At 68.2% G+C, this 21,335-nt stretch carries 18 protein-coding genes; 9 read left to right on the top strand and 9 right to left on the bottom strand.

Going from position 1 to position 21,335, the window contains the following annotated elements:
• A partial coding sequence (locus AC1DQJ_RS20430) for an Ig-like domain-containing protein (protein WP_477606738.1) occupies nucleotides 1–2,117 on the top strand: 2,117 nt, incomplete at its 5' end.
• 114 nt (nucleotides 2,118–2,231) lie between these two features.
• On the opposite strand, the gene metH is transcribed toward AC1DQJ_RS20430, so the two are convergent.
• From metH to AC1DQJ_RS20400, 6 genes are all read right to left on the bottom strand, one after another.
• Nucleotides 2,232–4,895, bottom strand: a complete 2,664-nt coding sequence (metH, locus tag AC1DQJ_RS20425) for a methionine synthase (protein ID WP_477606736.1) — start codon at nucleotides 4,893–4,895, stop codon at nucleotides 2,232–2,234.
• A complete protein-coding gene (locus AC1DQJ_RS20420) occupies nucleotides 4,892–5,887 on the bottom strand; it encodes a D-alanine--D-alanine ligase (RefSeq protein ID WP_477606734.1) in 996 nt (331 codons plus the stop codon). Before AC1DQJ_RS20420 ends, metH begins: the two co-directional genes overlap by 4 nt.
• Before the next feature lie 61 nt (nucleotides 5,888–5,948).
• The gene (locus AC1DQJ_RS20415) at nucleotides 5,949–7,010 is read right to left on the bottom strand and encodes a homocysteine S-methyltransferase family protein (RefSeq protein ID WP_477606732.1); all 1,062 of its coding nucleotides are present in this window, start codon (nucleotides 7,008–7,010) and stop codon (nucleotides 5,949–5,951) included.
• Nucleotides 7,007–7,867, bottom strand: coding sequence for a subclass B3 metallo-beta-lactamase (gene bla / locus AC1DQJ_RS20410; protein WP_477606730.1), 861 nt, complete (start codon nucleotides 7,865–7,867; stop codon nucleotides 7,007–7,009). Before bla ends, AC1DQJ_RS20415 begins: the two co-directional genes overlap by 4 nt.
• Entirely contained in the window at nucleotides 7,864–8,796 is a 933-nt protein-coding gene (gene metF / locus AC1DQJ_RS20405) for a methylenetetrahydrofolate reductase [NAD(P)H] (RefSeq protein WP_477606728.1), read from the bottom strand. The genes bla and metF overlap by 4 nt, the downstream gene beginning before the upstream one ends.
• Nucleotides 8,793–9,764 carry an ArsR/SmtB family transcription factor gene (locus tag AC1DQJ_RS20400; protein WP_477606726.1) on the bottom strand — a complete coding sequence of 324 codons (972 nt, stop codon included), beginning with the start codon at nucleotides 9,762–9,764 and terminating at the stop codon, nucleotides 8,793–8,795. Before AC1DQJ_RS20400 ends, metF begins: the two co-directional genes overlap by 4 nt.
• A gap of 290 nt (nucleotides 9,765–10,054) precedes the next feature.
• Between AC1DQJ_RS20400 and AC1DQJ_RS20395 the strand changes: the two genes are divergently transcribed.
• Genes AC1DQJ_RS20395 through AC1DQJ_RS20375 form a run of 5 tightly spaced genes read left to right on the top strand, consistent with a single transcriptional unit; the run spans nucleotide 10,055 to nucleotide 15,356 of the window.
• Complete coding sequence (locus AC1DQJ_RS20395; protein WP_477606724.1) at nucleotides 10,055–10,609, top strand: hypothetical protein; 555 nt, start codon at nucleotides 10,055–10,057, stop codon at nucleotides 10,607–10,609.
• A 15-nt stretch (nucleotides 10,610–10,624) separates the two neighbouring features.
• Nucleotides 10,625–11,653, top strand: a complete 1,029-nt coding sequence (locus tag AC1DQJ_RS20390) for a hypothetical protein (protein WP_477606722.1) — start codon at nucleotides 10,625–10,627, stop codon at nucleotides 11,651–11,653.
• Nucleotides 11,650–13,002: a Dyp-type peroxidase gene (locus AC1DQJ_RS20385; RefSeq protein ID WP_477606721.1), complete on the top strand. Its 1,353-nt coding sequence runs from the start codon at nucleotides 11,650–11,652 to the stop codon at nucleotides 13,000–13,002. Before AC1DQJ_RS20390 ends, AC1DQJ_RS20385 begins: the two co-directional genes overlap by 4 nt.
• The gene (locus AC1DQJ_RS20380) at nucleotides 12,999–14,420 is read left to right on the top strand and encodes a dihydrolipoyl dehydrogenase family protein (protein WP_477606719.1); all 1,422 of its coding nucleotides are present in this window, start codon (nucleotides 12,999–13,001) and stop codon (nucleotides 14,418–14,420) included. Before AC1DQJ_RS20385 ends, AC1DQJ_RS20380 begins: the two co-directional genes overlap by 4 nt.
• 6 nt (nucleotides 14,421–14,426) lie before the next feature.
• Nucleotides 14,427–15,356: a transporter gene (locus AC1DQJ_RS20375; RefSeq protein ID WP_477606717.1), complete on the top strand. Its 930-nt coding sequence runs from the start codon at nucleotides 14,427–14,429 to the stop codon at nucleotides 15,354–15,356.
• 3 nt (nucleotides 15,357–15,359) lie between these two features.
• On the opposite strand, the gene AC1DQJ_RS20370 is transcribed toward AC1DQJ_RS20375, so the two are convergent.
• A complete protein-coding gene (locus AC1DQJ_RS20370) occupies nucleotides 15,360–16,295 on the bottom strand; it encodes a 2-hydroxyacid dehydrogenase (protein WP_477606715.1) in 936 nt (311 codons plus the stop codon).
• 51 nt (nucleotides 16,296–16,346) lie between these two features.
• Here AC1DQJ_RS20370 and AC1DQJ_RS20365 point away from each other — a divergent pair, with 51 nt between their 5' ends.
• On the top strand, nucleotides 16,347–17,585 hold the full coding sequence (locus AC1DQJ_RS20365) for an MFS transporter (RefSeq protein ID WP_477606713.1): 1,239 nt from the start codon (nucleotides 16,347–16,349) through the stop codon (nucleotides 17,583–17,585).
• 31 nt (nucleotides 17,586–17,616) lie between these two features.
• Complete coding sequence (ygiD, locus tag AC1DQJ_RS20360) at nucleotides 17,617–18,408, top strand: 4,5-DOPA-extradiol-dioxygenase (protein ID WP_477606711.1); 792 nt, start codon at nucleotides 17,617–17,619, stop codon at nucleotides 18,406–18,408.
• A gap of 48 nt (nucleotides 18,409–18,456) precedes the next feature.
• Here the strand turns inward: ygiD and ettA are convergent, their stop codons facing one another.
• On the bottom strand, nucleotides 18,457–20,124 hold the full coding sequence (gene ettA / locus AC1DQJ_RS20355; RefSeq protein ID WP_477606709.1) for an energy-dependent translational throttle protein EttA: 1,668 nt from the start codon (nucleotides 20,122–20,124) through the stop codon (nucleotides 18,457–18,459).
• A 162-nt stretch (nucleotides 20,125–20,286) separates the two neighbouring features.
• Nucleotides 20,287–20,640: a DUF8200 family protein gene (locus tag AC1DQJ_RS20350; protein WP_477606707.1), complete on the bottom strand. Its 354-nt coding sequence runs from the start codon at nucleotides 20,638–20,640 to the stop codon at nucleotides 20,287–20,289.
• A gap of 95 nt (nucleotides 20,641–20,735) precedes the next feature.
• On the opposite strand from AC1DQJ_RS20350, the gene AC1DQJ_RS20345 reads away from it, so the two are divergent.
• A complete protein-coding gene (locus tag AC1DQJ_RS20345) occupies nucleotides 20,736–21,329 on the top strand; it encodes a TetR/AcrR family transcriptional regulator (RefSeq protein ID WP_477606705.1) in 594 nt (197 codons plus the stop codon).
• The last annotated feature ends 6 nt before the right edge of the window (nucleotides 21,330–21,335 follow it).

Below are 21,335 nucleotides of genomic sequence, written 5' to 3'. Positions count from 1 at the left end.
CCCATGCGCCGACCGCCACGATCCTGCTCAGCGACAGCGCGCTGAAGATCGGCGAGACCTCGACGGTGACCGTGACCTTCTCGGAGGCGGTCAGCGACTTCGACAAGACCGACCTGACGGCCCCGAACGGCGCGCTGGGGACCTTCCTCAGCGCCGACGGCGGGGTCACCTGGACCGGGACCTTCACGCCGGACGCCGACGTCGAGGACACCTCCAACGTGGTGGCGCTGGCCGCCAGCTACACCGACCTGGCCGGTAACGCCGGGACGACCGCGACCTCGGCCAATTACGCCATCGACACCCATGCGCCGACCGCCACGATCCTGCTCAGCGACAGCGCGCTGAAGATCGGCGAGACCTCGACGGTGACCGTGACCTTCTCGGAGGCGGTCAGCGACTTCGACAAGACCGACCTGACGGCCCCGAACGGCGCGCTGGGGACCTTCCTCAGCGCCGACGGCGGGGTCACCTGGACCGGAACCTTCACGCCAGACGCCGACGTCGAGGACGCCTCCAACGCGGTGGCGCTGGCCGCCAGCTACACCGACCTGGCCGGCAACGCCGGGACGACCGCGACCTCGGCCAACTACGCCATCGACACCCATGCGCCGACCGTCGCGGTCGACATCGTGGCGACAAGCCTCACGCCTGGCGCCAATTCGGTCGTAACCTTCACCTTCTCGGAGGCGCCGAAGGACTTCGCCCTCGGCGACATCTCGGCGACGGGCGGCTCGGTCACCAACCTTCAGGTCACGGCCGACGTGCGCGTCTACACGGGCGTCTTCACGCCGACGCCAGGGTTTTCGGGCCCCGGGATCGTTTCGGTGACAGCCAACAGCTACACCGACGCCGCAGACAATGCTGGCGGGGGCGGCAGCGACAGCGTGACCGTGGTTGCAGGACCGAACGCCGTCGCGGACAACGTCATTACCAACGTCGCGGTGGGCGCGGCGATCATCATCCCCGAATGGGCGCTTCTGTCCAACGATCCGGCGAACGCGACTGACGTGGCCAGTGCTGGGTCAGCAACCGGCGGCGCCGCACTCCATGTCCAGGGGACCGGGTCCAACGGCTCCGTCAACTTCACCGACGCCGCGCCTGCGGGCGGCAGCTTCACCTACACCGCGACCAATGGGACAAGCGGCGGGGCCGCGGCCCTGGTGACTATCAGCCAGGACCTCGTCGGCGTCCTGAACGGCGGCTCCGGGGCCGACATCCTCGTCAGTTCGAACGGTGGCGCCACGCTTCTCGGCGGAGGTGGCAACGACATCCTCCTCGGCGGCTCGGGCGGCGACGTCTATCAATTCGGTATGGCGGACGGCAGCGACACGGTGAGCGACAGCGCCGGCGGCGGCGATCGGATCGACATCCTGACGACGGCGCCCACAGACAGCACGACGGTAGGCGGTCTGAATTTCGCCCGCGTCAACGACGACCTCACGATCGACGTCGGCGCTACGCACATCCTCGTGCGCGGTCACTACACGGCAGGTTTCTCTGTCGAGGCTATCAAGTTTACGAACGGCGGAACGGTCTACGGATACGCGCTGAGCACAAGCGAATACAAATTGCAGACCTCGCTCGCGGGCGCCGGACAGGAGGACGTGATCGCCTCGTCTTCCGCGAACGAAGTTCTCAGCGGCGGCGGCGGAAAGGGTAACGACCTGCTGTTCGGCAACGGCGGAAACGACAGCATCGTCGGGGACGCAGGGAACGATCTGCTTGTCGGCGGCGCCGGCGCCGACACGATGACCGGCGGGGACGACAACGACGTCTTCGTCTTCAACACGCTGCCGGGCGCTGGAAACGTGGATCGGATCACCGATTTCAACGCCGGCTTGAATGGGACGGGCAAGGTCGACGTGATCTCCCTCGACCACTCCATCTTCACGGCGATCGGGTCCGGGCCTGGAGTGATGTCGGCCTCAGACTTCGCCTCCGTTACCAACGGGGTGACCGGCATCGGCAACGCGAGCGCGCACCTGATCTACGACACCACGGCGAAGGCGCTTTACTACGACAGCGATGGCGCCAACACGACCGCCGGCCGGACCCAGATCGCCGACATGACAGGCCTCACCGGCACGTTTGAAGCGTCGGACTGCTGGATCTACTGACGCGACCCAAGCCTGCTGCGCCGCAGATCTGCGGCGCAGCAGCCCCGGGCAGTGAGCTCGGTGCGCACCACCCGACCGGACGCCGAGCGTACTGCGCCCCCCGCCGCCGCCGCCCTACACCGGCTCGTAGTTCAATATCGGCGCCAGCCAACGCTCGGCCGTCTTCAGGTCCCAGCCCTTGCGGCGCGCATAGTCCTCGACCTGGTCTTTCTCGATCCGGCCGACGCCGAAATAGTGCGCCTCCGGGTGTGAGAAGTAGAGGCCGGAGACCGAGGCCGGCGGGTTCATGGCGAAGCTTTCGGTCAGCTCCATGCCGGTCGCCGCCTCAGCGTCGAGGATCTTGAACAAGGTCGCCTTTTCGGTGTGGTCGGGCTGGGCCGGGTAGCCGGGGGCCGGGCGGACGCCGCGGTAGGTTTCGCCAATCAGCGCATCGATATCGAAGGCCTCGTCGGGCGCGTAGCCCCAGAGCTCGGTGCGCACCTTGCGGTGCATGGCTTCGGCGAAGGCCTCGGCCAGGCGGTCGGCCAGGGCGGTGGCGAGGATGGCCGAGTAGTCGTCGCCGGCCTCCTTGAACTTCTGGGCGATGGCCAGCTCGCCGTGGCCGGCAGTGACCGCAAAGCCGCCGATCCAGTCGGGCTTGCCGCCGACCGGGGCGATGAAGTCGGCCAGGGCGACGTTGGCCCGTCCGCCGTCGTCGCGGCTCTTGTCCTTGGGCATCTGCTGGCGAAGGCTGTGCAGGCGGGTGAGTTCGCTGGCGCGGTCCTCGTCGGTGTAGAGCACGATGTCGTCGCCGTCGGCGGCGGCCGGCCAGAAGCCGACCACGCCGCGGGCCTCGAACCACTTCTCGTCGATGATCTGCTTCAGCATGCCTTGCGCGTCGCGATAGAGGTCGCTGGCCGCCTCGCCGACCACGTCGTCCTCAAGGATCTGCGGGAAGCGGCCGACCAGCTCCCAGCTGGCGAAGAACGGCGACCAGTCGATGTGGCGGGCCAGTTCGGCCAGGTCATAGGCGACGAAGCTGCGGGTCCCCAGGAAGCTCGGCTTGGGCGGCGTGTAGGCGGCGAAGTCGGGCTGGAAGGCGTTGGCCCTCGCCTCCTCCAGGGTGGCGCGGGCGCGGTTGCCCAGGCCCCGGGCGTAGGTCTCGCGGACCTTGACGTATTCGGCCCGCGTCTCGGCCTGGATGCGGGTCTTCTCGCTGGGCGAGAGCAGGCCCGAGACCACCCCGACCGCGCGGCTGGCGTCGAGCACATAGGTGGTGGAGCCGGCCTTGTAGGCGGGCTCGATCTTCACCGCGGTGTGGGTCTTGCTCGTGGTGGCGCCGCCGATCAGCAGCGGAATGTCGAAGCCGCGGCGCTCCATCTCGCCGGCCACATAGACCATCTCGTCGAGGCTGGGGGTGATCAGGCCCGACAGGCCGACGATGTCGACATTGTGGGCCTTGGCCTCGTCGAGGATGCGGTCGACCGTGACCATGACGCCCAGGTCGATGACCTCGTAGTTGTTGCACTGCAGGACCACGCCGACGATGTTCTTGCCGATGTCGTGGACGTCGCCCTTGACGGTGGCCATCAGGATCTTGCCGGCCGCCTGGCGCGGCTGGCCTTCCTTCTCGGCCTCCATGAACGGCATAAGGTAGGCGACCGCCTGCTTCATCACCCGGGCCGACTTGACCACTTGCGGCAGGAACATTTTCCCTGAGCCGAACAGGTCGCCGACCACGTTCATGCCGTCCATCAGCGGGCCTTCGATGACGTGCAGCGGGCGCTCGACCGAGAGCCGGGCCTCCTCGGTGTCGGCGTCGATGTATTCGGTGATGCCGTGCACCAGGGCGTGGCTGAGCCGCGAGGCGACGCTGGCCTCGCGCCAGGCCAGGTCGACGACCTTCGCCTCGCCCTTCTGGCCCTTGTACTTGGGGGCCAGGTCGACCAGCCGCTCGGTGTTGGAGACGTTGGTGCGCTGGGGCCGGTTGAGGATCACATCCTCGACGGCTTCGCGCAGCTCGGCGTCGATGTCGTCATAGACCGGCAGGTCGCCGGCGTTGACGATGCCCATGTCCATGCCGGCGGCGATGGCGTGGTAGAGGAACACCGAGTGGATGGCCCGGCGGACCGGCTCGTTGCCGCGGAACGAGAACGAGACGTTGGAGACCCCGCCCGAGACGCGGGCGTTGGGCAGGTTCTCCTTGATGCGCCGCGTGCCCTCGATGAAGTCGACGGCGTAGTTGTCGTGCTCCTCGATGCCGGTGGCGACCGCGAAGATGTTGGGGTCGAAGATGATGTCCTCGGCCGGGAAGCCGACCTGCTCGGTGAGGATCTTGTAGGCCCGCGCGCAGATCTCGTACTTGCGCTCGGCGGTGTCGGCCTGGCCGACCTCATCGAAGGCCATGACCACCACGGCCGCGCCATAGCGCAAACACGCTTTCGCTTGTTCGATGAACTTGGCCTCGCCCTCCTTCATGGAGATCGAGTTGACGATGCACTTGCCCTGCACGCACTTCAGGCCGGCCTCGATCACCTCCCACTTGGAGGAGTCGACCATGATCGGTACGCGTGCAATGTCGGGCTCTGCCGCCAATAGGTTGAGGAAGGTCCGCATGGCCTGGACCGAGTCCAGCAGCCCCTCATCCATATTGATATCAATAACTTGCGCGCCCGCCTCGACCTGCTGCCGCGCAACGCTGAGCGCCGCGGCGTAGTCGCCCTCGACGATCAGCTTCTTGAACTTGGCCGAACCGGTGACGTTGGTCCGCTCGCCGACATTGATGAAGACAGGTCTCATGGGGTCTCCGCGGCGCGCGCTTCGGCGAGCGCGATCTGGCCGGTCAGGAAGTCGTGGAAGGCGATGCCTTGGGCGGCGAGCGCCTTCGGATAGAGCGAAGCCTTGGTCAGGCCAGGCAGGGTGTTGATCTCCAGGAAGACCACGCCCTGGTCGGTGACGATGAAGTCGGAACGCGAGTAGCCGGAAGCGCCGACCGCGCGGTGGGCCTTGAGCGCGCCGTCCTGCAGGGCGGCGTTGACCTCGGCGCCGAAGCGCGCAGGGCAGATCTCCTGCGTGGCCGCGGCGAGGTACTTGCTGGCGTAGTCGAAGGCGCCGCCGGCGGCGACGATCTCGACCGGTGGCAGGGCGATCAGCGAGCCGTCGGCCTGCTCGAGCACGCCGCAGGTGGCCTCGGCCCCGGCGACGAATGGCTCGACCAGATAGGCTTCCCGCTCGGCGGCCTTGGCGAGCGTCTCAAGGTCCGCATGGCCGTTGACGAAGATCAGGCCATAGCTCGAGCCCTCGGCGACCGGCTTGGCGACCAGCCGGCCGTGCTTGGCCAGGCCCTCGGCTGCGGTCTCGACGGTGACGGTTCCCGGCGAAACCACCCCGGCCTTGGCCGCTGCGGACTTGGTGGCGGCCTTGTCGAAGGCCAGCCGGCTGGCGGCCGCGCCCGATCCGGTGAAGGCCACGCCGCGCGCCTCGCAGAGCGCGGCCAACTCGCCGTTCTCGGCCGCGCCGCCGTGCAGCGACAGCACCAGCACCCGCCCCTCCGCCGCGGCCCGATCGAGCGCCGCCGCGATCGGACCGATCGGCGCGCCGGTCGCCGGCAAGTCCAGTTCGAACGGCCGCTGATGGGCGCTCAGCGCATCGGCGTCGGCCTCGTGCACGCGGCCGTCGGGCGCCCAATACCAGAGGTCGGCGCCCTGCAGGGTCGCCGACACCGCCTGGGCGCTAGCCACGGCCACCAGCCGCTCACGGTTGGTTCCGCCAAATAGGATCGTCGGTTTCATGCTCAATCGCTCATCCCCGATCGCAGGGATGCTGTACTCGAAAATCTAAGGCAAGCGGACCCTAGGCCAGCTCGAACGGCTCCAGCCCCGCCAGCCGCATGGCCTTGGGGCGATCGGGAATCTGGCGCGGCGTCACGCCGGCGACGGCGTCGGCCACATGCTTGATGTGGTCGGGAGTCGTGCCGCAGCAGCCGCCCAGGATGTTGACCAGTCCCTGCTCGGCCCACTCGTGCAGCTGATGTCCGGTCTGGTGCGGCTGCTCGTCGTACTCGCCCATGGCGTTGGGCAGGCCCGCGTTGGGATAGGCCGAAACCAGGGTGTCGGCGATGCGGGCCAGCTCGGCGATGTGCGGCCGCATGAGGTCCGCGCCGAGGGCGCAGTTGAGCCCGATGGCGAACGGCTTGGCGTGCTTCACCGAATTCCAGAACGCCTCGACCGTCTGGCCCGACAGCGTGCGGCCCGAGCGGTCGGTGATGGTGCCCGAAATCCAGATCGGCAGCGGCTCGTAGCCCTCGTCCTCGAGGTCGAGAATGGCCTTGATCGCGGCCTTGCAGTTGAGCGTGTCGGTGATCGTCTCGATCAGGTAGAGGTCCACGCCGCCGTCGTGCAGCGCGATCATCTGGTCGCGATAGGCTTGGTAGACCTCGTCGAAGGTGACCAGCCGCGCGCCCGGGTCATTCACGTCCGAGGACATCGACAGCATCTTCGGCAACGGACCGACCGAGCCGGCGACGAACCGCGGCTTGTGCGGCTCCTTGGCGGTCCAGGCGTCGGCGCGCGCGCGCGCGATCTTCGCGCCCTCGAAGTTGATGTCGTAGACCGCCTCGCGGCAGTCGTATTCGGCCTGAGCGATGGTGGTCGCCGAGAAGGTGTTGGTCTCGGAGATGTCCGCGCCGGCGGCGTAGTACTGATCGTGCAGGTCGGCGATGATGTCCGGCCGCGTGATGCAGAGCAGGTCGTTGTTGCCCTTGAGCTCAAGATTGTGGTGCGCGAAACGGTCGCCGCGATAGTCGGCCTCGCCCAGCCCGCGCTTCTGGATCATCACGCCCCAGGAGCCGTCGAGGATAAGGATGCGCTCCTTGGCGATGGCCTTCAGTTGAGCAATGCGGTCCTGTCTGGTCATTTCGCAGCCTCCTGCTGCTTGGCGAGCTCGGTGCGGAACGCCGTTTCCGACGCCGCGACGGTACGCTGCAGTTCGCCTGGGTCGACGAACGGGTTAGGCCCCCCGGCCGCCAGCTTCGCCCGCTTCTCCGCAAGCCCGAACTGCTCGGCGTGCGGCGCCAAGAAGACGTCGGCCTTCATCGCCTTCAGCTTGGCGAAGGTGGTCTCGTAGTCGTTCACGATGCCCGGGTACTGCGGCCCCTTGGCCTTCGACACCAGGCGGTTGGCGGCCACCGAGGTCGAGCAGTAGAGCAAGGCCTGTCGCTTCTGCCCGTCGACTGTCAGCGGGAACGTCCAGGTCGTGCAGCCGCCCGAGTGCCCGGGGGTGAGATGGGCGGTCAGCACCGTTGTTCCCAGTCGTACCTGTTCGCCGTCCTTAAGAACGCGATCGACCTTCACCGGCGCGAAGTTGAACGCCTTCACATCCTCGGAGCCGACGTAGGTTCCGGTTTCCAGCGCCTGCCGGTCTCCGGCCGAAGCGTAGAACTTGGCCCCGGTGTCCTTTTTCAGCTCCGCCAGCCCGCCGGAATGATCGAAGTGGGCGTGCGTGTTCAACAGCACCTTCACATCGGCCAGCTTGAAGCCGAGCTTCTCTATACTGCCCTCGATCATCTTCGCGCTGATCGGCATGGCGCCGTCGATCAGCACATGCCCCTGCGGCCCCGTCAGCAGATAGGAGCCAAGGCCGGCGGTGCCGACGTAATAGAGATTGTCGGCGATCCGAAACGGCTCGGTTGGCGCGGTCCAGTTGGCCGGGCTCTGCGCCAAGGCCGCGCCGCCAAGCAGGCTGAAGGTCAGGCCGAGAGCGATCGATTTCACGCCGCCACCTCGCTCGGTTCGATCGGGGTCTCGCGCACGCCCAAAACCCTGCAGATCGCATAGACCAGGTCCGCCCGGTTCAGCGTGTAGAAGTGGAAGTCGGAATACCCCTCTTCGGCCAGCCGCACGCACATCTCAGAGGCCACCGAGGCGGCGATCAGCTTGCGGGTCTCCGGGTCCTTGTCGAGGCCGTCGAACAGGTTGCCGAGCCAGGCCGGCAGCGGGATGCCCACCGGGCCCGCCATCTTCTTCAGGCCCTTGAAGTTCGACACCGGCATGATCCCCGGCGAAACCGGGATGTTCACGCCCGCCTTGCGCAGCTTGTCCATGAAGAACAGGTAGGCGTCGATGTCGTAGAAGAACTGGGTGATCGCCCGGGTCGCGCCCGCGTCGATCTTGGCCTTCAGCACGTCGATATCGTGGTCGATCGACGGGCTCTCGGGATGGATCTGCGGGTAGAGGCTGACGCTGACCTCGAACGGCGCCACGGCCTTGATGCCGGCGGTCAGTTCGGTGGCGTTGAGATAGCCGTCGGCGCGCGGGACATAGACGCCGCCGATATTGCCGGGCGGATCGCCGCGCAGGGCGACGATGTGGCGGATGCCGGCGTCCCAATAGGCCTGCACCACCTCGTCGACCTCGCCGCGCGAGGCTTCCACGCAGGTCAGGTGAGCGGCAGGTTTGAGGCTCGTCTCCTTCAGCATCCTGACGACGGTGCGGTGAGTACGGTCGCGGGTCGAGCCGCCGGCGCCGTAGGTCACCGAGACGAAGGACGGGTTCAGCGGCTCGAGCCGGCGGATCGCCTCCCACAGGCTCTCCTCGGCCTCGGGCGTCTTGGGGGGCGAGAACTCGAACGACACTGACGGGCGCGGCGCGTTTCCGGCGGCGGCGCGGGCGACGGGTCCGAGCGCGGTTTCATGAGGGCTCATGCGGCGCTCCTTTGCGGCTGGCGGCCGCGTTCGGCCACCCAGATCTTGACGGTCAGGCCATCGGCCCGCGATGGCGGCAGGTCGGTGACTCGGATGTTCGACAGGCCCGCCTCGCCCAGCCATCGGGCCATCTCCGGCTCGGCGAATCCGAGGCGGCGGTGTTGGTGCTGTTCGCGCAGGAATTCCAGCGCGTGAGGCGCGAAATCGACGATCAGCAGCCGCCCGCCCTCGCCCACCAGGCGCGCGGCCTCGCGCACCGCAGAGGCCGGGTCGGCCAAGTAGTGCAGCACCTGGTGGACGACCACCAGGTCGGCGCTGTGGTCGGGCAACCGGGTGCCGAAAATGTCGCCATGGCGCAGCTCGAAGCGCTCGAGCCCGGCCTCCGCCACATGGTTTCGGGCGATGTTCAGCATCTGCTGCGACAGATCGAGACCCACCGCCGAATGGGCCTGCGGGCCGAGCAGGGTCAGCATCCGGCCAGTGCCGGATCCCAGGTCCACCAGCTTCTTGAACGGTCCCGCGCCGGCCGCGTCCAGGATCGCCGCCTCGACGGCGGTCTCCGAGACGTAGAGAGAGCGGATCTCGTCCCAGCGCGCCGCATTGCGGGCGAAATACTCGCCGGCCTCGGCCGAGCGTTCGCCGCGAACGGCGTCGAGCCGCTCGGCGTCACGGACCAGCACCGGATCGGCGGCGTCCACCGTGCGCAGCACCTCGTCGGCCAGCCGCCTCGCCTCCCCGCCAGTCACCAGGCGATAGAAGACCCAGGCCCCGTCGGGAAACCGCTCGACCAGGCCGGCCTCGGCCAACAGTTTCAGATGCCGGGACACCCGCGGCTGGCTCTGGTCCAGCACCTTGCAAAGCTCAAGGACGGCGAGCTCTTCGTGGGCGAGCAGCGCCAGGATGCGCAGGCGCGAGGGCTCGCCCGCCGCGCGCAACACTTCAACCGCCTGGTCCGCCGAGAGACTCATGGGTCATATAAAGATATCTTTATGTCTTTAAGTCAACCCTTCGGAGCTCGCCCGCGGCGCGAGCGCCTCCATAGCACGAGGGGATCGCCGCGTCTTTCTAGCGCCGCCCGAACGCCGGGCCTTATCACGTCGTTCGCAGGCGTCGTTTGTCGCCCAGAGGCGCAACCCCGGGGTCAGTAGGGTTTCACCGGAGTGACCGATCAAGACCGAGGTCTAGGCTCCTCGTGCGCTTCTGGTGCTCACGGGGCTGGCGCCTTCGCCCTCCCGGCCCGCCTTACGACGAGGGTCACATGTCCGCTGAGAACTTCCTCCAACCCGCCGCCCTCGCGATCCCGAAGGAAGGCTATTTCGAGCGGGTCGAAGGCTCGCACGGCCCGATCTTCCCCAAGACGCCCGCGAACTACGGCTTCTCCGTCATGGCCAAGGTCATGCCGGGCCGCGAGCAAGCCATCCGCGACTACGCCAAGACCATCGAGGCGGCTGTGAAGGGCGACCCCACCGTTTTGGCGCCCCTGAAACTGCACTACCTGCGATGGGTCCTGTTCCCGATCGGGGACGACCTCTACTTCATGTATCAGGGCATCTTCGACACCGACTTCGACAAGTACCTGGACGACGCCGTGGCGCTGTTCCTGGCCACCGGGATCACCACGGTGTTCGTCAATCTGGAGGGCTGGCCGCAGGACTGGCGCGAAAACATCCAGGCCGTCATCAAGTACTTCCGCGAACACCAGATGCCGAGCTTCCTGGAGTACGGCGAGTATCCCTATGTCAGCGCGGACGAGATCAAGAAGGCCTTGAGGCTGAAGGCCGCCATGACCACGGCCCTCGACCAACTGCAGTGAGCCACGGTGGGTCAGATGAGCGAACCGGGCCGCACCTATAACCAGAGCCACGTCCTGCGGCCCTACGACCGCGACCGGCGGCGGGTCAGCATCTACATCGCCTGGAGCTATCCAGGCGAGGCGAACCGCAACGTCGCAGAAATGGACAACCGCTTCTCGACCATGACCGAGGTCCGCCGCGCGCTGTGGCCCAACTACGAGGTCCAGCGGTTCGCCGACCCGTTGCACTTCCAGCAGGGCATCGCCGGGGCGTTGGAATTGTTTTTCTGGGCCTGGGTGCCGTTCCAGACCCTGGTCGGCGAAGTCACTGGCCATTCTGTTCCGGTGTTCCAGCGGGTCGACCAGGCCGGCTTCTTCCTGCCCCTCGACGAACGGGTGCTGTCGGACGTCGACACCCTGTTCATCTTCGGCCTCGACCACAACGTCACCGGTCAGACGCCCTCGGAGGCGGAGATCGAGGCGGTGCGGGCGTTCCTGCGGCGAGAAGGAACCTGCCTGGTGATCGGTCCCCACCACGACGTCGGCGGCACCGACGACCTCGACCAGCGGGCGGTTGAACACGCCCACCACGGCGACCCCCTGGTGCCGCGCCAGCAGCGCTTTGGCCACTACACACTGTCGCTGTTGCAGGCGCTGGACATCCCTGTGGAAAACCGCCACGGCCTGCGCCCGGCGGTCCGGCCAGGGACGAACAAGATCGCTCCCCTGACCGTGATGCGCGACGCCGACACCAAGGGCTGGCTGACCGGGGTCGAGAGCCTCAACTTCCACATGCACCTGCCGCACTACGCCCTGACCCGCGACGACGGCACGGCGCGGGTGCTGGCCCGCCAGCCGATCGATCTGTCGCGCCCGCACCCCTTCACCGCGTCCGGCGCGACCGAGTTCAACACGCTCGTCTGGGCCCCGCCCGCGGGCGATCGGGCCGGCGACGTGCTGGTCTGCGACTCCACGGTTTTCAGCACCCTGTTCGGCGGCGACGCCAGCCTTGAGCAGTTCTGGAAGAACCTGGCCCTCGGCCGCAGCCCGGCGAGCGCGCCGTGAGCGCAGCGCCTGTCCCGCCGCTGGAGCTGGAAGACATCCAGAGCGGCGTGCTGCGCGCCCGCCCTTCGCCTTACGCAGCCACATACATCCTGCTGCGGATCGACGAGGCCCGCGCCGGCCGCGAGCTGCTGCGCCGGCTGTGCTCGGTCGTGACCTCGGCGTCGGCGCCTGAACGGCCGGGTCATGACACCTCGGTCAGTGTCGCGCTCACCTTCGAGGGGCTGAAGGCCTTGGGCGTCCCCTCGGCCTCGCTCGACAGCTTCTCCTGGGAATTTCGTCAAGGGATGGCCGCACGCGGCACGGCGTTGGGCGACACTGGCGCGAGCGATCCGGAGCTATGGGAGCCGCCGTTCGCGACCTCGCACATCCACGTGGTGCTGGTCGGCCTGGCGCCTAGTGAAGAGCAGCTGGAGGGCGCCCTGGCGCGGGCCCGCGAAGCTTTCGCCGACCTGCCCGGCGTCACCGCGATCTGGCGCCAGGATTGCCGCGCCCCGCCCGATCACAAGGAGCCGTTCGGCTTCCGCGATGGGATGAGCCACCCGGCGATCGAGGGCAGCGGCATACCCGGCGACAACCCGTTCGATCCACCGCTGAAGGCGGGGGAACTGGTCTTCGGCTATCGCGACGAGACTGGCGGCTTTCCGCCGGCGCCGCAGCCCGAGCACCTCGGCCGCAACGGGACCTATGTGGCCTTTCGCAAACTCTATCAGGACGTCGCGGCCTTCCGGCGCTACCTGCGGGACAACGCCTCAGGCCCGGACGACGAGGAGCTGCTGGCCGCCAAGATGATGGGCCGCTGGCGCAGCGGTGCGCCGCTGGCGCTCTGCCCCCTGCACGACGACCCGGAACTCGGCGCGGATCCCACCCGACACAACGCCTTCCAGTTCCGGGCCGATGACCCCATCGGCTACAAGACCCCGCCCGGCTCGCATGTGCGCAGATCGAACCCCCGCGACGCGGACGTCGCGGGCGTGGTGCGGCTGCACCGCATGGTCCGTCGCGGCACGGCATATGGCCCGCTGCTGCCGGAAGGCGTGCTCGAGGACGATGGCGGCGATCGCGGGCTGATGTTCGCCTTCGTCGGCGCGCACCTGAAGCGCCAGTTCGAATTCGTCCAGTCGGAGTGGATCAACGGCGGCGAGTTCCTCGGGCTGAAAGACGCCCTCGACCCGATCGCCGGTTCGGCGGATGGCGGTTCCTTTTCGATCCCCCGGCGGCCTTTGCCGCGGCGGGTCCACAACCTCGCGCGCTTCGTCACGACCCGCGGCGGCGAGTACGGGTTCATGCCCAGCCTGCGAGCCCTGCGCTGGCTCGCGGAGCTCCCGGACGACGGCGTCGCGGGTCAATGAGCGCCTCGGCCAGCGATGTGCTGGTGATCGGCGCCGGACCGGCCGGGACGATGGCGGCCCTGCGCGCTGGCGATCTCGGCGCGCGCACCACGCTGCTGACCCAGGGGCGTTTCGGCGGCATGGCGGCCAACGATGGTCCGGTGCCGGTGCGCACCCTGGCGCATGCCGCGCGACTGATGCGCGAGGCGCGCCAGCTGACGCGCTACGGCGTCACGGTCGGCCCGCCCAGCCTCGACTATCCGCGGCTGCTGGCCCGGGTGGACGAGGTGGTGAAAGAGGTTGGCGAGCGCTCGGCGATGCTGGGAGAGCTGGAAACGGTAGGCGTGAACGTCCTTACGGACGCCGGCCCGGCCCGCTTCGTCGGGCCCCACGCCTTGGAGACAGCGGACGGCAGACGGTTCGAGGCAGAGAAAATCATTCTCTGCACCGGCGGCGTTAGTCGGCGACTGCCGATCCCCGGCTTCGAACTGACCGCGACCCATAGCGACGCCTGGTCGCTGACCGCTGCTCCGGACTCCCTGATCGTGGTCGGCTCCGGTGCGACCGGCGCCCAGGTCGCCTCGGTGTTCAACGCCTTCGGATCGCGTGTGGAGCTGTTCGAGGCCGGCGAGCGAATTCTGCGCACCGAGGAGCCGGAAGTGTCGGCCTGCGTCGCTGAAGCCTTCCGCGCTGCGGGCATCGCCATCCATGAGGCGTTTGGCGACATCCAGTCTTTCGAACCAGCCCCCGCCGGGGTGCGAATGGTCTACACCAAGGACGGTGCGCCTCGTTGGGCTGAGGCGGCGGTGGTGGTCATGGCCGTGGGCTGGTCAGCCGACACCGGCCCCCTGAACCTGTCCGCGGCCGGGATCGAAGTCGATGGGCGCGGCTTGGTCCCCGTCGACGCGGCCCAACGGACCACGGCCCCGCACGTCTTTGCCGCCGGCGACGTCACCGGCCGCCGCATGCTGGCCCCGCAGGCCCTGCAAGCCGGCTTCGCCGCCGCGACCAATGCTGTGACAGGCGCGAGCGAGAGCGCCGAACATGGCGTCAATCCGATCGGCAGCTTCACCGACCCGGAGTACGCCCAGGTCGGTCTCGGCGAGGTGGAGGCGCGCCAGGCCCATGAGGTGGAGGTCGTCACGGTCGGGTTCGAAGCGACCACCCGGGCGATCATCGACGGACGCGAGACCGGCTTCTGCAAGCTGATCGTGGACCGAACGAGTCATCGCCTGCTTGGATGCCATCTGGTTGGTGAGCGCGCTGTCGAGGTGGCGCAGATCGCCGCTGTCGCCATCGCCGGAGACATGAGTGTCGGCGCCTTGGCCCGGCTTCCGCTCTCGTTTCCTACCTACGCCGGCATACTGGGCCGGGCCGCAGCCGCGGCCGCCCGAGCGCTAAACCCGGGCGGAGCCTCGTCTTTCACCACCGCCGGATAGACGGCGATGACGGTGGGAACCGCGCTCACCCTTGTTCGGTACGCGGCCTTCCTGGTTCTGGTGTTGTTGCTGACGCTGGGCGCCGGGCCGGCGCGCGGCCAGGACGACGGGCCGCGCGTCTATCAGTTGGCTCCAGTTGGGGCCGGCGTCTTCACCGCCTTCGGTGTCGTAAAGCGGGGCAACGAAACGCCGGAGCCGGGTTCGTTCAAGCCAGGCGTGGAAATCGACACCGACATTGTCGTGCTGCGCTACGCCCAGACCTTTGAGGTCGCCGGACGCCCCCTTACCCCGTTCGCGATCCTGCCGGTCGGCGAGGTCCGCTCCACCGGCGCGCCGGCGAGCGCCGGCTTCGGCGACGCGCAGCTCGGCGCCACGCTCGGCATGATCGGCGCGCCCGCCCTCACTCCCGATGAGTTCGCGGCCCTCAAGCCGCGCTTCAGCCTGGCTGTGTTGGCTCGAATATTCCTCCCAACCGGCGCCTATGACGCCGCGACGCCGGTCAACCTCGGATCCAACCGCATCGCCTATCAGATCGGCCTCCCGAGCGTCCTGGCCAATGGCCGCCCCTACCGCGAGCCCGGCTACACAGGCCTGGAGGTCATGCCGACCTTGACCTTCTATGAGGACAACAACGATCCGTTCGGCGCGGACAGGAGCGCCAAGGACACCCTGTTCAGTGTCGAAGCCCACCTGATCCACAGTCTCAGCAGCCGCGTCTGGCTGTCGGCGGACGTCCTCTATCGCGACGGCGGCGAGTCCAGCACCGACGGTCTGGCCGACGGCAACAGCACCAGGGGCTGGTCAGCGGGGGCGAGCGCCGCGTTTCCGCTGACCGCGTGGGCCACGGCCATCCTTACCTACGAGCACGTCGTCGAACGAAGCGACGACGGTCCCGATGGCTGGTTCTTTCGAACCGCCCTGGTCGTGCCCTTCTAGTGCTCAGACCGGGCTCATCACCGGTTCGCCGGCCAGATGGCGGCGGACGTTCTCCAAGGCCTGACCGACCATACGCGGGATGGAGTCGACCGTGCCACCGGCCGTGTGCGGGGTCAGCACGGTGTTGGGCACGTCCGCCCAATGGCCGGCCGGCGTGGGCTCGGTTTCAAACACATCAAGCCCGGCGCGCCCCAGACGTCCCTCCCGCAGCGCGGCGATCAGGGCGTCCTCGTCGATGATCGAGCCGCGGGCGACATTGACGATCATGCCGCGCGCGCCGACCGCGTCGATCACTTCGCGATTGACCGCCTTGCGGTTGCTCTCGTCGGCGCGGCTGGCGATCACCAGGATGTCGCTGTCCTCCGCCAGCTTCAGCAAGGTCTCGGCCCGCGGCCAGCGGGCCTGCGGCTTCTCATGCGGCCCCCACCAGGCGATCTCCATGCCCATCACTGCGGCCCGCTCAGCCACCGCCTCGCCGATTGCGCCGAGGCCCATGACGCCCAGCTTGCGGCCGCGCAGGCCAGGACGGTTCCCCACCCTCGGATCGTCGCGCCACTTGCCTTCGCGCACCACCGCGTCGCCGGCCGCGATATTGCGCCAGCCGGCGATCAGCAGGCCGATTGCGTGGTCGGCCACGTCGTCGGCGTTCAGCCCCTTGGCGTGGGTCACCTCAATCCCGCGCTCGCGGCACCAGGGCACGTTCACGCCGTCATAGCCGACGCTGACATTGGCGATCAGGCCAAGGCTCGGCAGGCTGCTCAGGAACTCAGGAGCCAGCGGGACCTCGCCAGCGTGCACGATCGCACGCACCTGCTCGGCCTGGCCTGGCGCCAGCTCCCAGCGCCGCGCCACTTCATAGCCGGCGGCCTCCAGCGGCTGTTGCACCGGCGACAGCATCTGGTGGGAAATCAGGACGACGGGCTTGGGCGCTTGGCTCATGGGGTTCTCCGATCTCTCCCCCTCCTATAGCCAGGGTGTCGGGAGGCCGTCATGCCTAGTGTGCCGATCGTAAGTCTCGGCCGAAGCTTCAACCGGGTCTGGGCGGCGCAGGCGGTCTCGGCCGTCGGCGCCCGCGTCACCCGCGAGGGACTTCCGTTGATGGCGGTGGTGGCCCTGGGAGCCCCCGCCGCGACCTTGGGCGGTCTGGCGGCGACCGCCAGCGGCGCGGCGCTGCTCACCGCGCTCGCAGCAGGCGCGCTGGTCGACCGTGGACGGCGGCGGCCGGCCCTGATCGGGGCCGACCTGCTGCGCGCGCTGGTCCTGGCGACCATTCCCCTGGCGGCGCTGATCGACGCCCTGACCCTGGCCCAGGTGTTCGCGGCCGCCGCCATCGTCGCCTCGGCGAGCGTCGTCTTCGAGATGGCCAGTCACGCCTACCTGCCCTCGATCCTGGGCAAGGACCAACTGGTCGCCGGCAACGCCCGCCTGGCCGCCTCGGACTCGGTCGCCGAGGTCGGCGGCCCAGCCCTGGCCGGGGTGCTGTTCCAATGGCTCAGCGCGCCGCTGGCGGTCGCCGCCAACGCCCTCACCTATCTCGTCTCCGCCGCCTTGCTGGCCGGCGGCCGCGCCGAGGAGCCAGGCAGGGCGGCGGCCGAACCCCAGCCCTGGACCCGCGAGGTCGGGGAAGGCTTCCGCGTCGCGTGGCGCGAACCGCGCCTGCGCCCTCTGTTGCTGATGGAGTCGGCTCAGGGGTTGTGCGGCGGGGTGTTCGGCGCGCTCTACGTGCTGTTCGCCATCCGCTCCCTGCTGCTCTCGCCCTCCCAGCTTGGTCTCGCCATCGCCGCGGGCGGCGTTGGCGCATTGGGAGGGACCTTCATCGCACCCTGGCTGGCGCGGCAGCTGGGAACCGGCCGGGCGATCCTGACGGCCATGGCCGGCGCCGGGCTGGCGGTGTTGCTCACGCCCTTTGCGCCGCCGGGAGATCAGGGACTCGCCGTGCTGATCACCTCGCAGGTGCTGGGCGACGCGCTCGCCGTCGCGGGCGTCATCCTCGCCGCCAGCCTGCGCCAGGCCCTCGCGCCGCAGGCCGCGCTCGCCCGGCTGAGCGGCGCCTTCCAGGCTGTGGCCGGCGGCATGGCGGTGATCGGAGCGCTGGGCGGCGGCGCGCTGGGGGCGGCGATCGGACCGCGCGCGGCGCTGCTGCTCGCCGCGATCGGCTTCGTGCTTCTCCCCCTGATTGGCGCCTTCTCGCCGTTGCGCGATCTGGGAGACACTGTTTCAACCGATTGACGAAGCCTGCGCCGGTACCGATCTGATCGCCATGAGCGAACGCGTCCCGCATATGCCGGCCATCTTCGTCGGCCACGGAAGCCCGATGAACGCCCTCGGCGGCGACTATGCGGAAACCTGGCGCGCGCTGGGCGCCTCGCTGCCGCGCCCCAAGGCCATCCTCTGCATCTCCGCCCATTGGTATGTCGAGGAGACGGCGATCACGGCGATGAGCCAGCCGCGGACGATCCACGACTTCTACGGCTTCCCCAAGCCGCTCTACGACATCCACTATCCCGCGCCCGGCGACGCCTGGCTGGTCGATCGGGTCACCGACCTGCTGGCGCCGGTCCCGGTCCGCCACGACCATGACTGGGGTCTCGACCACGGGGCGTGGTCGGTGCTGACGCACATGTTCCCGCAGGCCGACATTCCGGTGCTGCAGCTGGCCCTCGACCTGCGCCAGCCGCCGGCCTTCCACTACGAGCTGGGCCGCAAGCTGGCGGAGCTGCGCGACGAAGGCGTGCTGATCCTCGGCTCGGGCGACTGGGTGCACAACCTGCGCCTGGTGATCCGCGCGCAGAGCGCCGAGCCCCTCGACTGGGCCGAGCGCTTCAACGAGACGGTCAAGGATCTGATCGCCGCCGGCGACCACCGCCCGCTGATCGACTGGATGAGTCTCGGCCAGGACGCCCAGCTGTCGATACCGACCGACGAGCATTACCTCCCGCTGCTCTATGTCCTCGGCGCCCAGGGCCAGGACGACGAGGTCGCCTTCTTCAACGACGCCATCGACCTCGGCGCGATCAGCATGACCGGCGTCGTGGTCGGCAAGGCCGCCTGAGGGCCAAAGCAAAAGGGCCGGCGCTTGCGGGCGCCGGCCCTGCCGTCGTTATCGCGTGAACTTGTGGAACTTGATCCGGTGCGGGATCAGGCTGTCGGCGCCCAGGCGGCGCTTCTTGTCCTCTTCGTAGGCCTCGAAGTTGCCTTCGAACCACTCGACGTGGCTGTCGCCCTCGAAGGCCAGGATGTGCGTGCAGAGGCGGTCGAGGAACCAGCGGTCGTGGGAGATGACCACGGCGCAGCCGGCGAACTCGTCCAGCGCCTCTTCGAGGTTCTGCAGGGTCTCGATATCCAGGTCGTTGGTCGGTTCGTCGAGCAGGATGACGTTGCCGCCGGTGGTCAGGGTCTTGGCCAGGTGGACGCGGTTGCGCTCACCGCCCGACAGCAGGCCGACCTTCTTCTGCTGGTCGCCGCCCTTGAAGTTGAACGAGCCGACATAGGAGCGCGTGTTGATCTCGCGCTTCCCCACCGTGAGGATGTCGAGGCCCTGGGAGACCTCCTGCCAGATGGTCTTGCTCGGATCGAGCGCATCGCGGCTCTGGTCGACATAGGACAGCTTCACCGTCTCACCGAGACGGAAGGTTCCCGAGTCCGGCTGCTCCTGGCCGGTGATGATCCGGAACAGGGTCGACTTGCCGGCGCCGTTCGGGCCGATCACCCCGACGATGCCGTTCGGCGGCAGTTTGAACGACAGGTTCTCGAACAGCACCTTGTCGCCATAGGCCTTCGACAGATTGTCGGCCTCCAGCACCACGCTGCCCAGGCGCGGACCCGGCGGGATCTGGATGGTGGCGAAGGTCTGGGCCTGCCGCGAGCTCTCCTGCTCGGAGACCATCTTATCGTAGGCCGCCAGACGCGCCTTGGACTTGGCCTGGCGGGCCTTGGCCCCCGAGCGCACCCATTCCAGTTCGCGGGTCATGGCGCGCTGGCGAGCTTCGGATTCCGACTGCTCCTGCACGACGCGCTTGGTCTTCTGCTCCAGCCAGCCGGAGTAGTTGCCCTCGTAGGGGATGCCCTTGCCGCGGTCGAGTTCCAGGGTCCACTTGGTGACCTGGTCCAGGAAGTAGCGGTCGTGGGTGACGAGGATCACGCAGCCCGAGAAGGCTTCCAGGTGGTGCTGCAGCCAGGCCACGGACTCGGCGTCCAGGTGGTTGGTCGGTTCGTCAAGCAGCAGCATGTCCGGCTTGGACAGCAGCAGGCGAGCCAGCGCCACGCGGCGCTTCTCACCACCCGACAGCTTGTCCACCGGCCAATCGTTCGGCGGGCAGCGCAGCGCGTCCATGGCCATTTCGACGCGGCTGTCGATGTCCCACAGGTCGCCGGCGTCGATCTTCTCCTGGAGGGCGGTCATCTCCTCCATGAGTTCGTCGGTGTAGTTGTCGCCCAGTTCGGCCGCGATCTGGTTGTAGCGGTCGAAGATCTTCTTCTCTTCGCACCAGGAGATGACGTTGCCCCAGACGTTCAGGCTCTCGTCGAGGTGGGGCTCCTGCTCCAGGTAGCCCATCTTGACGCCGTCGGCGGCCTTGGCCTCGCCGTTGAACTCCTTGTCCAGGCCGGCGATGATCTTCAGCAGGGTGGACTTACCCGAGCCGTTGACCCCGACCACGCCGATCTTGGCGTCGGAGTAGAACGACAGCCAGATGTTCTCGAACACCTTCTTGCCGCCGGGATAGGCCTTGGTCAGGCCCTGCATCTGGAAAATATACTGCTGCGCCATGAGGCGTCCGCGCTCGCTCTGCCGAAAAATTCAGGGAATTCGCGGATGCAGATAGCCGTGCGGGGCGCTAGGCGCAATGCGGCGGGGGTTTAACCCCACTGCGGGTCTGCAAGAAAAAACGCCGCCCGCCCCGAGCAGGAACGGGCGAGCGGCGTTGCCGCCCTACTTCGCGGCGAGTTCGCTGGCCGGCTTGTTCTGGGCGGCCAGGCGGTTGCAGGCGGCGATATTGCGCTCGCTGAGGCTGCGGCCGCGGCTGGTGTAGCTGGCCAGCGGTCCGACAGCGGCCGAGACCTTGCGGCATTCCTTCATGAAGGAATCGAGGCCGGCCCCGCGCTCGCCGACGCCGACGCAGGCGTCGCCCTCGCATTTCCAGTCGACCCCTTCGACATTGGCGGCGATCGGGGTCGAGGCGGGGCTGGCGAGCTTGGCGCTAGCCTTGAATCCCTCGGCCAGGGCGGGCCCGGCCAGGAGCAGGGAGGCGGAAATCAGGGCTGTTGAAAAAGCCTTCAATTGCATGTTCGGCTCCAGAGGCTTAGAAAAGGCACGATCGGTCACTAAGCACAAAAGAGCACGATCGGTCACTTTCTGTCAAGCGGCTAGGGAGGCCAGGCTTGCGCAAGGGCGACGCCACCAGGGCGAGGATTCTGGACGAGACGGCCAGACAGGCCGCGCTGAAGGGTTTCGGCGCCGTGAGCCTCAACGACGTCGCCGAGGCCGTGGGCCTCTCCAAGAGCGGTCTCTTCAAGCATTTCGAGTCCAAGGAGGCGATGGAGCTCACCGCCCTGGAGCAGGAGTTCGACCGCTTCGTCGAATTCGTCTGGGCCCCGGCCGAGGCCCTCCCCCATGGACGCGCGCGGCTGGAGGCGATCTTCGAGCGCTGGCTGGACTGGTCCGAGGTCGAGAAAGCCGCCGGCGGCTGCCTGATCATGGCCGCCAGCGTCGAGCTCGACGACCAGCCCGGCCCGCTGCGCGATCTGCTGCAGAAGAAGGTCCGCCAATGGCGCAAGACCCTGGCCAAGGAAATGAAGGCCCTGCACGAGCCGCCGCTTTCGGACGACGACGCGGCGATGGCGGTGTTCCAGATGAAGGCCTACGTTCTCGGCCACAACGACGCCCGGCGCATGCTGGAGGACGAGACCGCCCGCAAGGTGGCGCGCGGCGCCTTCGCCGCCCTGCTCGACCGGCTGGCCCAGGCTGCGCTTTAGGAACGA

This window comes from Phenylobacterium sp. P4_E10 (assembly GCF_056401675.1).
This window is presented reverse-complemented; position numbering and strand designations above follow the sequence as displayed.

Coding starts and splice junctions, on each gene's coding strand:
- AC1DQJ_RS20390 (WP_477606722.1), top strand. CDS start 10,625: ATGAGCGAACCGGGCCGCACCTATAACCAGAGCCACGTCCTGCGGCCC.
- ygiD (WP_477606711.1), top strand. CDS start 17,617: ATGAGCGAACGCGTCCCGCATATGCCGGCCATCTTCGTCGGCCACGGA.
- AC1DQJ_RS20375 (WP_477606717.1), top strand. CDS start 14,427: ATGACGGTGGGAACCGCGCTCACCCTTGTTCGGTACGCGGCCTTCCTG.
- AC1DQJ_RS20415 (WP_477606732.1), bottom strand. CDS start 7,010: ATGACCAGACAGGACCGCATTGCTCAACTGAAGGCCATCGCCAAGGAG.
- AC1DQJ_RS20395 (WP_477606724.1), top strand. CDS start 10,055: ATGTCCGCTGAGAACTTCCTCCAACCCGCCGCCCTCGCGATCCCGAAG.
- ettA (WP_477606709.1), bottom strand. CDS start 20,124: ATGGCGCAGCAGTATATTTTCCAGATGCAGGGCCTGACCAAGGCCTAT.
- metF (WP_477606728.1), bottom strand. CDS start 8,796: ATGAGCCCTCATGAAACCGCGCTCGGACCCGTCGCCCGCGCCGCCGCC.
- AC1DQJ_RS20380 (WP_477606719.1), top strand. CDS start 12,999: ATGAGCGCCTCGGCCAGCGATGTGCTGGTGATCGGCGCCGGACCGGCC.
- metH (WP_477606736.1), bottom strand. CDS start 4,895: ATGAGACCTGTCTTCATCAATGTCGGCGAGCGGACCAACGTCACCGGT.
- AC1DQJ_RS20365 (WP_477606713.1), top strand. CDS start 16,347: ATGCCTAGTGTGCCGATCGTAAGTCTCGGCCGAAGCTTCAACCGGGTC.
- AC1DQJ_RS20420 (WP_477606734.1), bottom strand. CDS start 5,887: ATGAAACCGACGATCCTATTTGGCGGAACCAACCGTGAGCGGCTGGTG.
- AC1DQJ_RS20350 (WP_477606707.1), bottom strand. CDS start 20,640: ATGCAATTGAAGGCTTTTTCAACAGCCCTGATTTCCGCCTCCCTGCTC.
- AC1DQJ_RS20400 (WP_477606726.1), bottom strand. CDS start 9,764: ATGAGTCTCTCGGCGGACCAGGCGGTTGAAGTGTTGCGCGCGGCGGGC.
- AC1DQJ_RS20370 (WP_477606715.1), bottom strand. CDS start 16,295: ATGAGCCAAGCGCCCAAGCCCGTCGTCCTGATTTCCCACCAGATGCTG.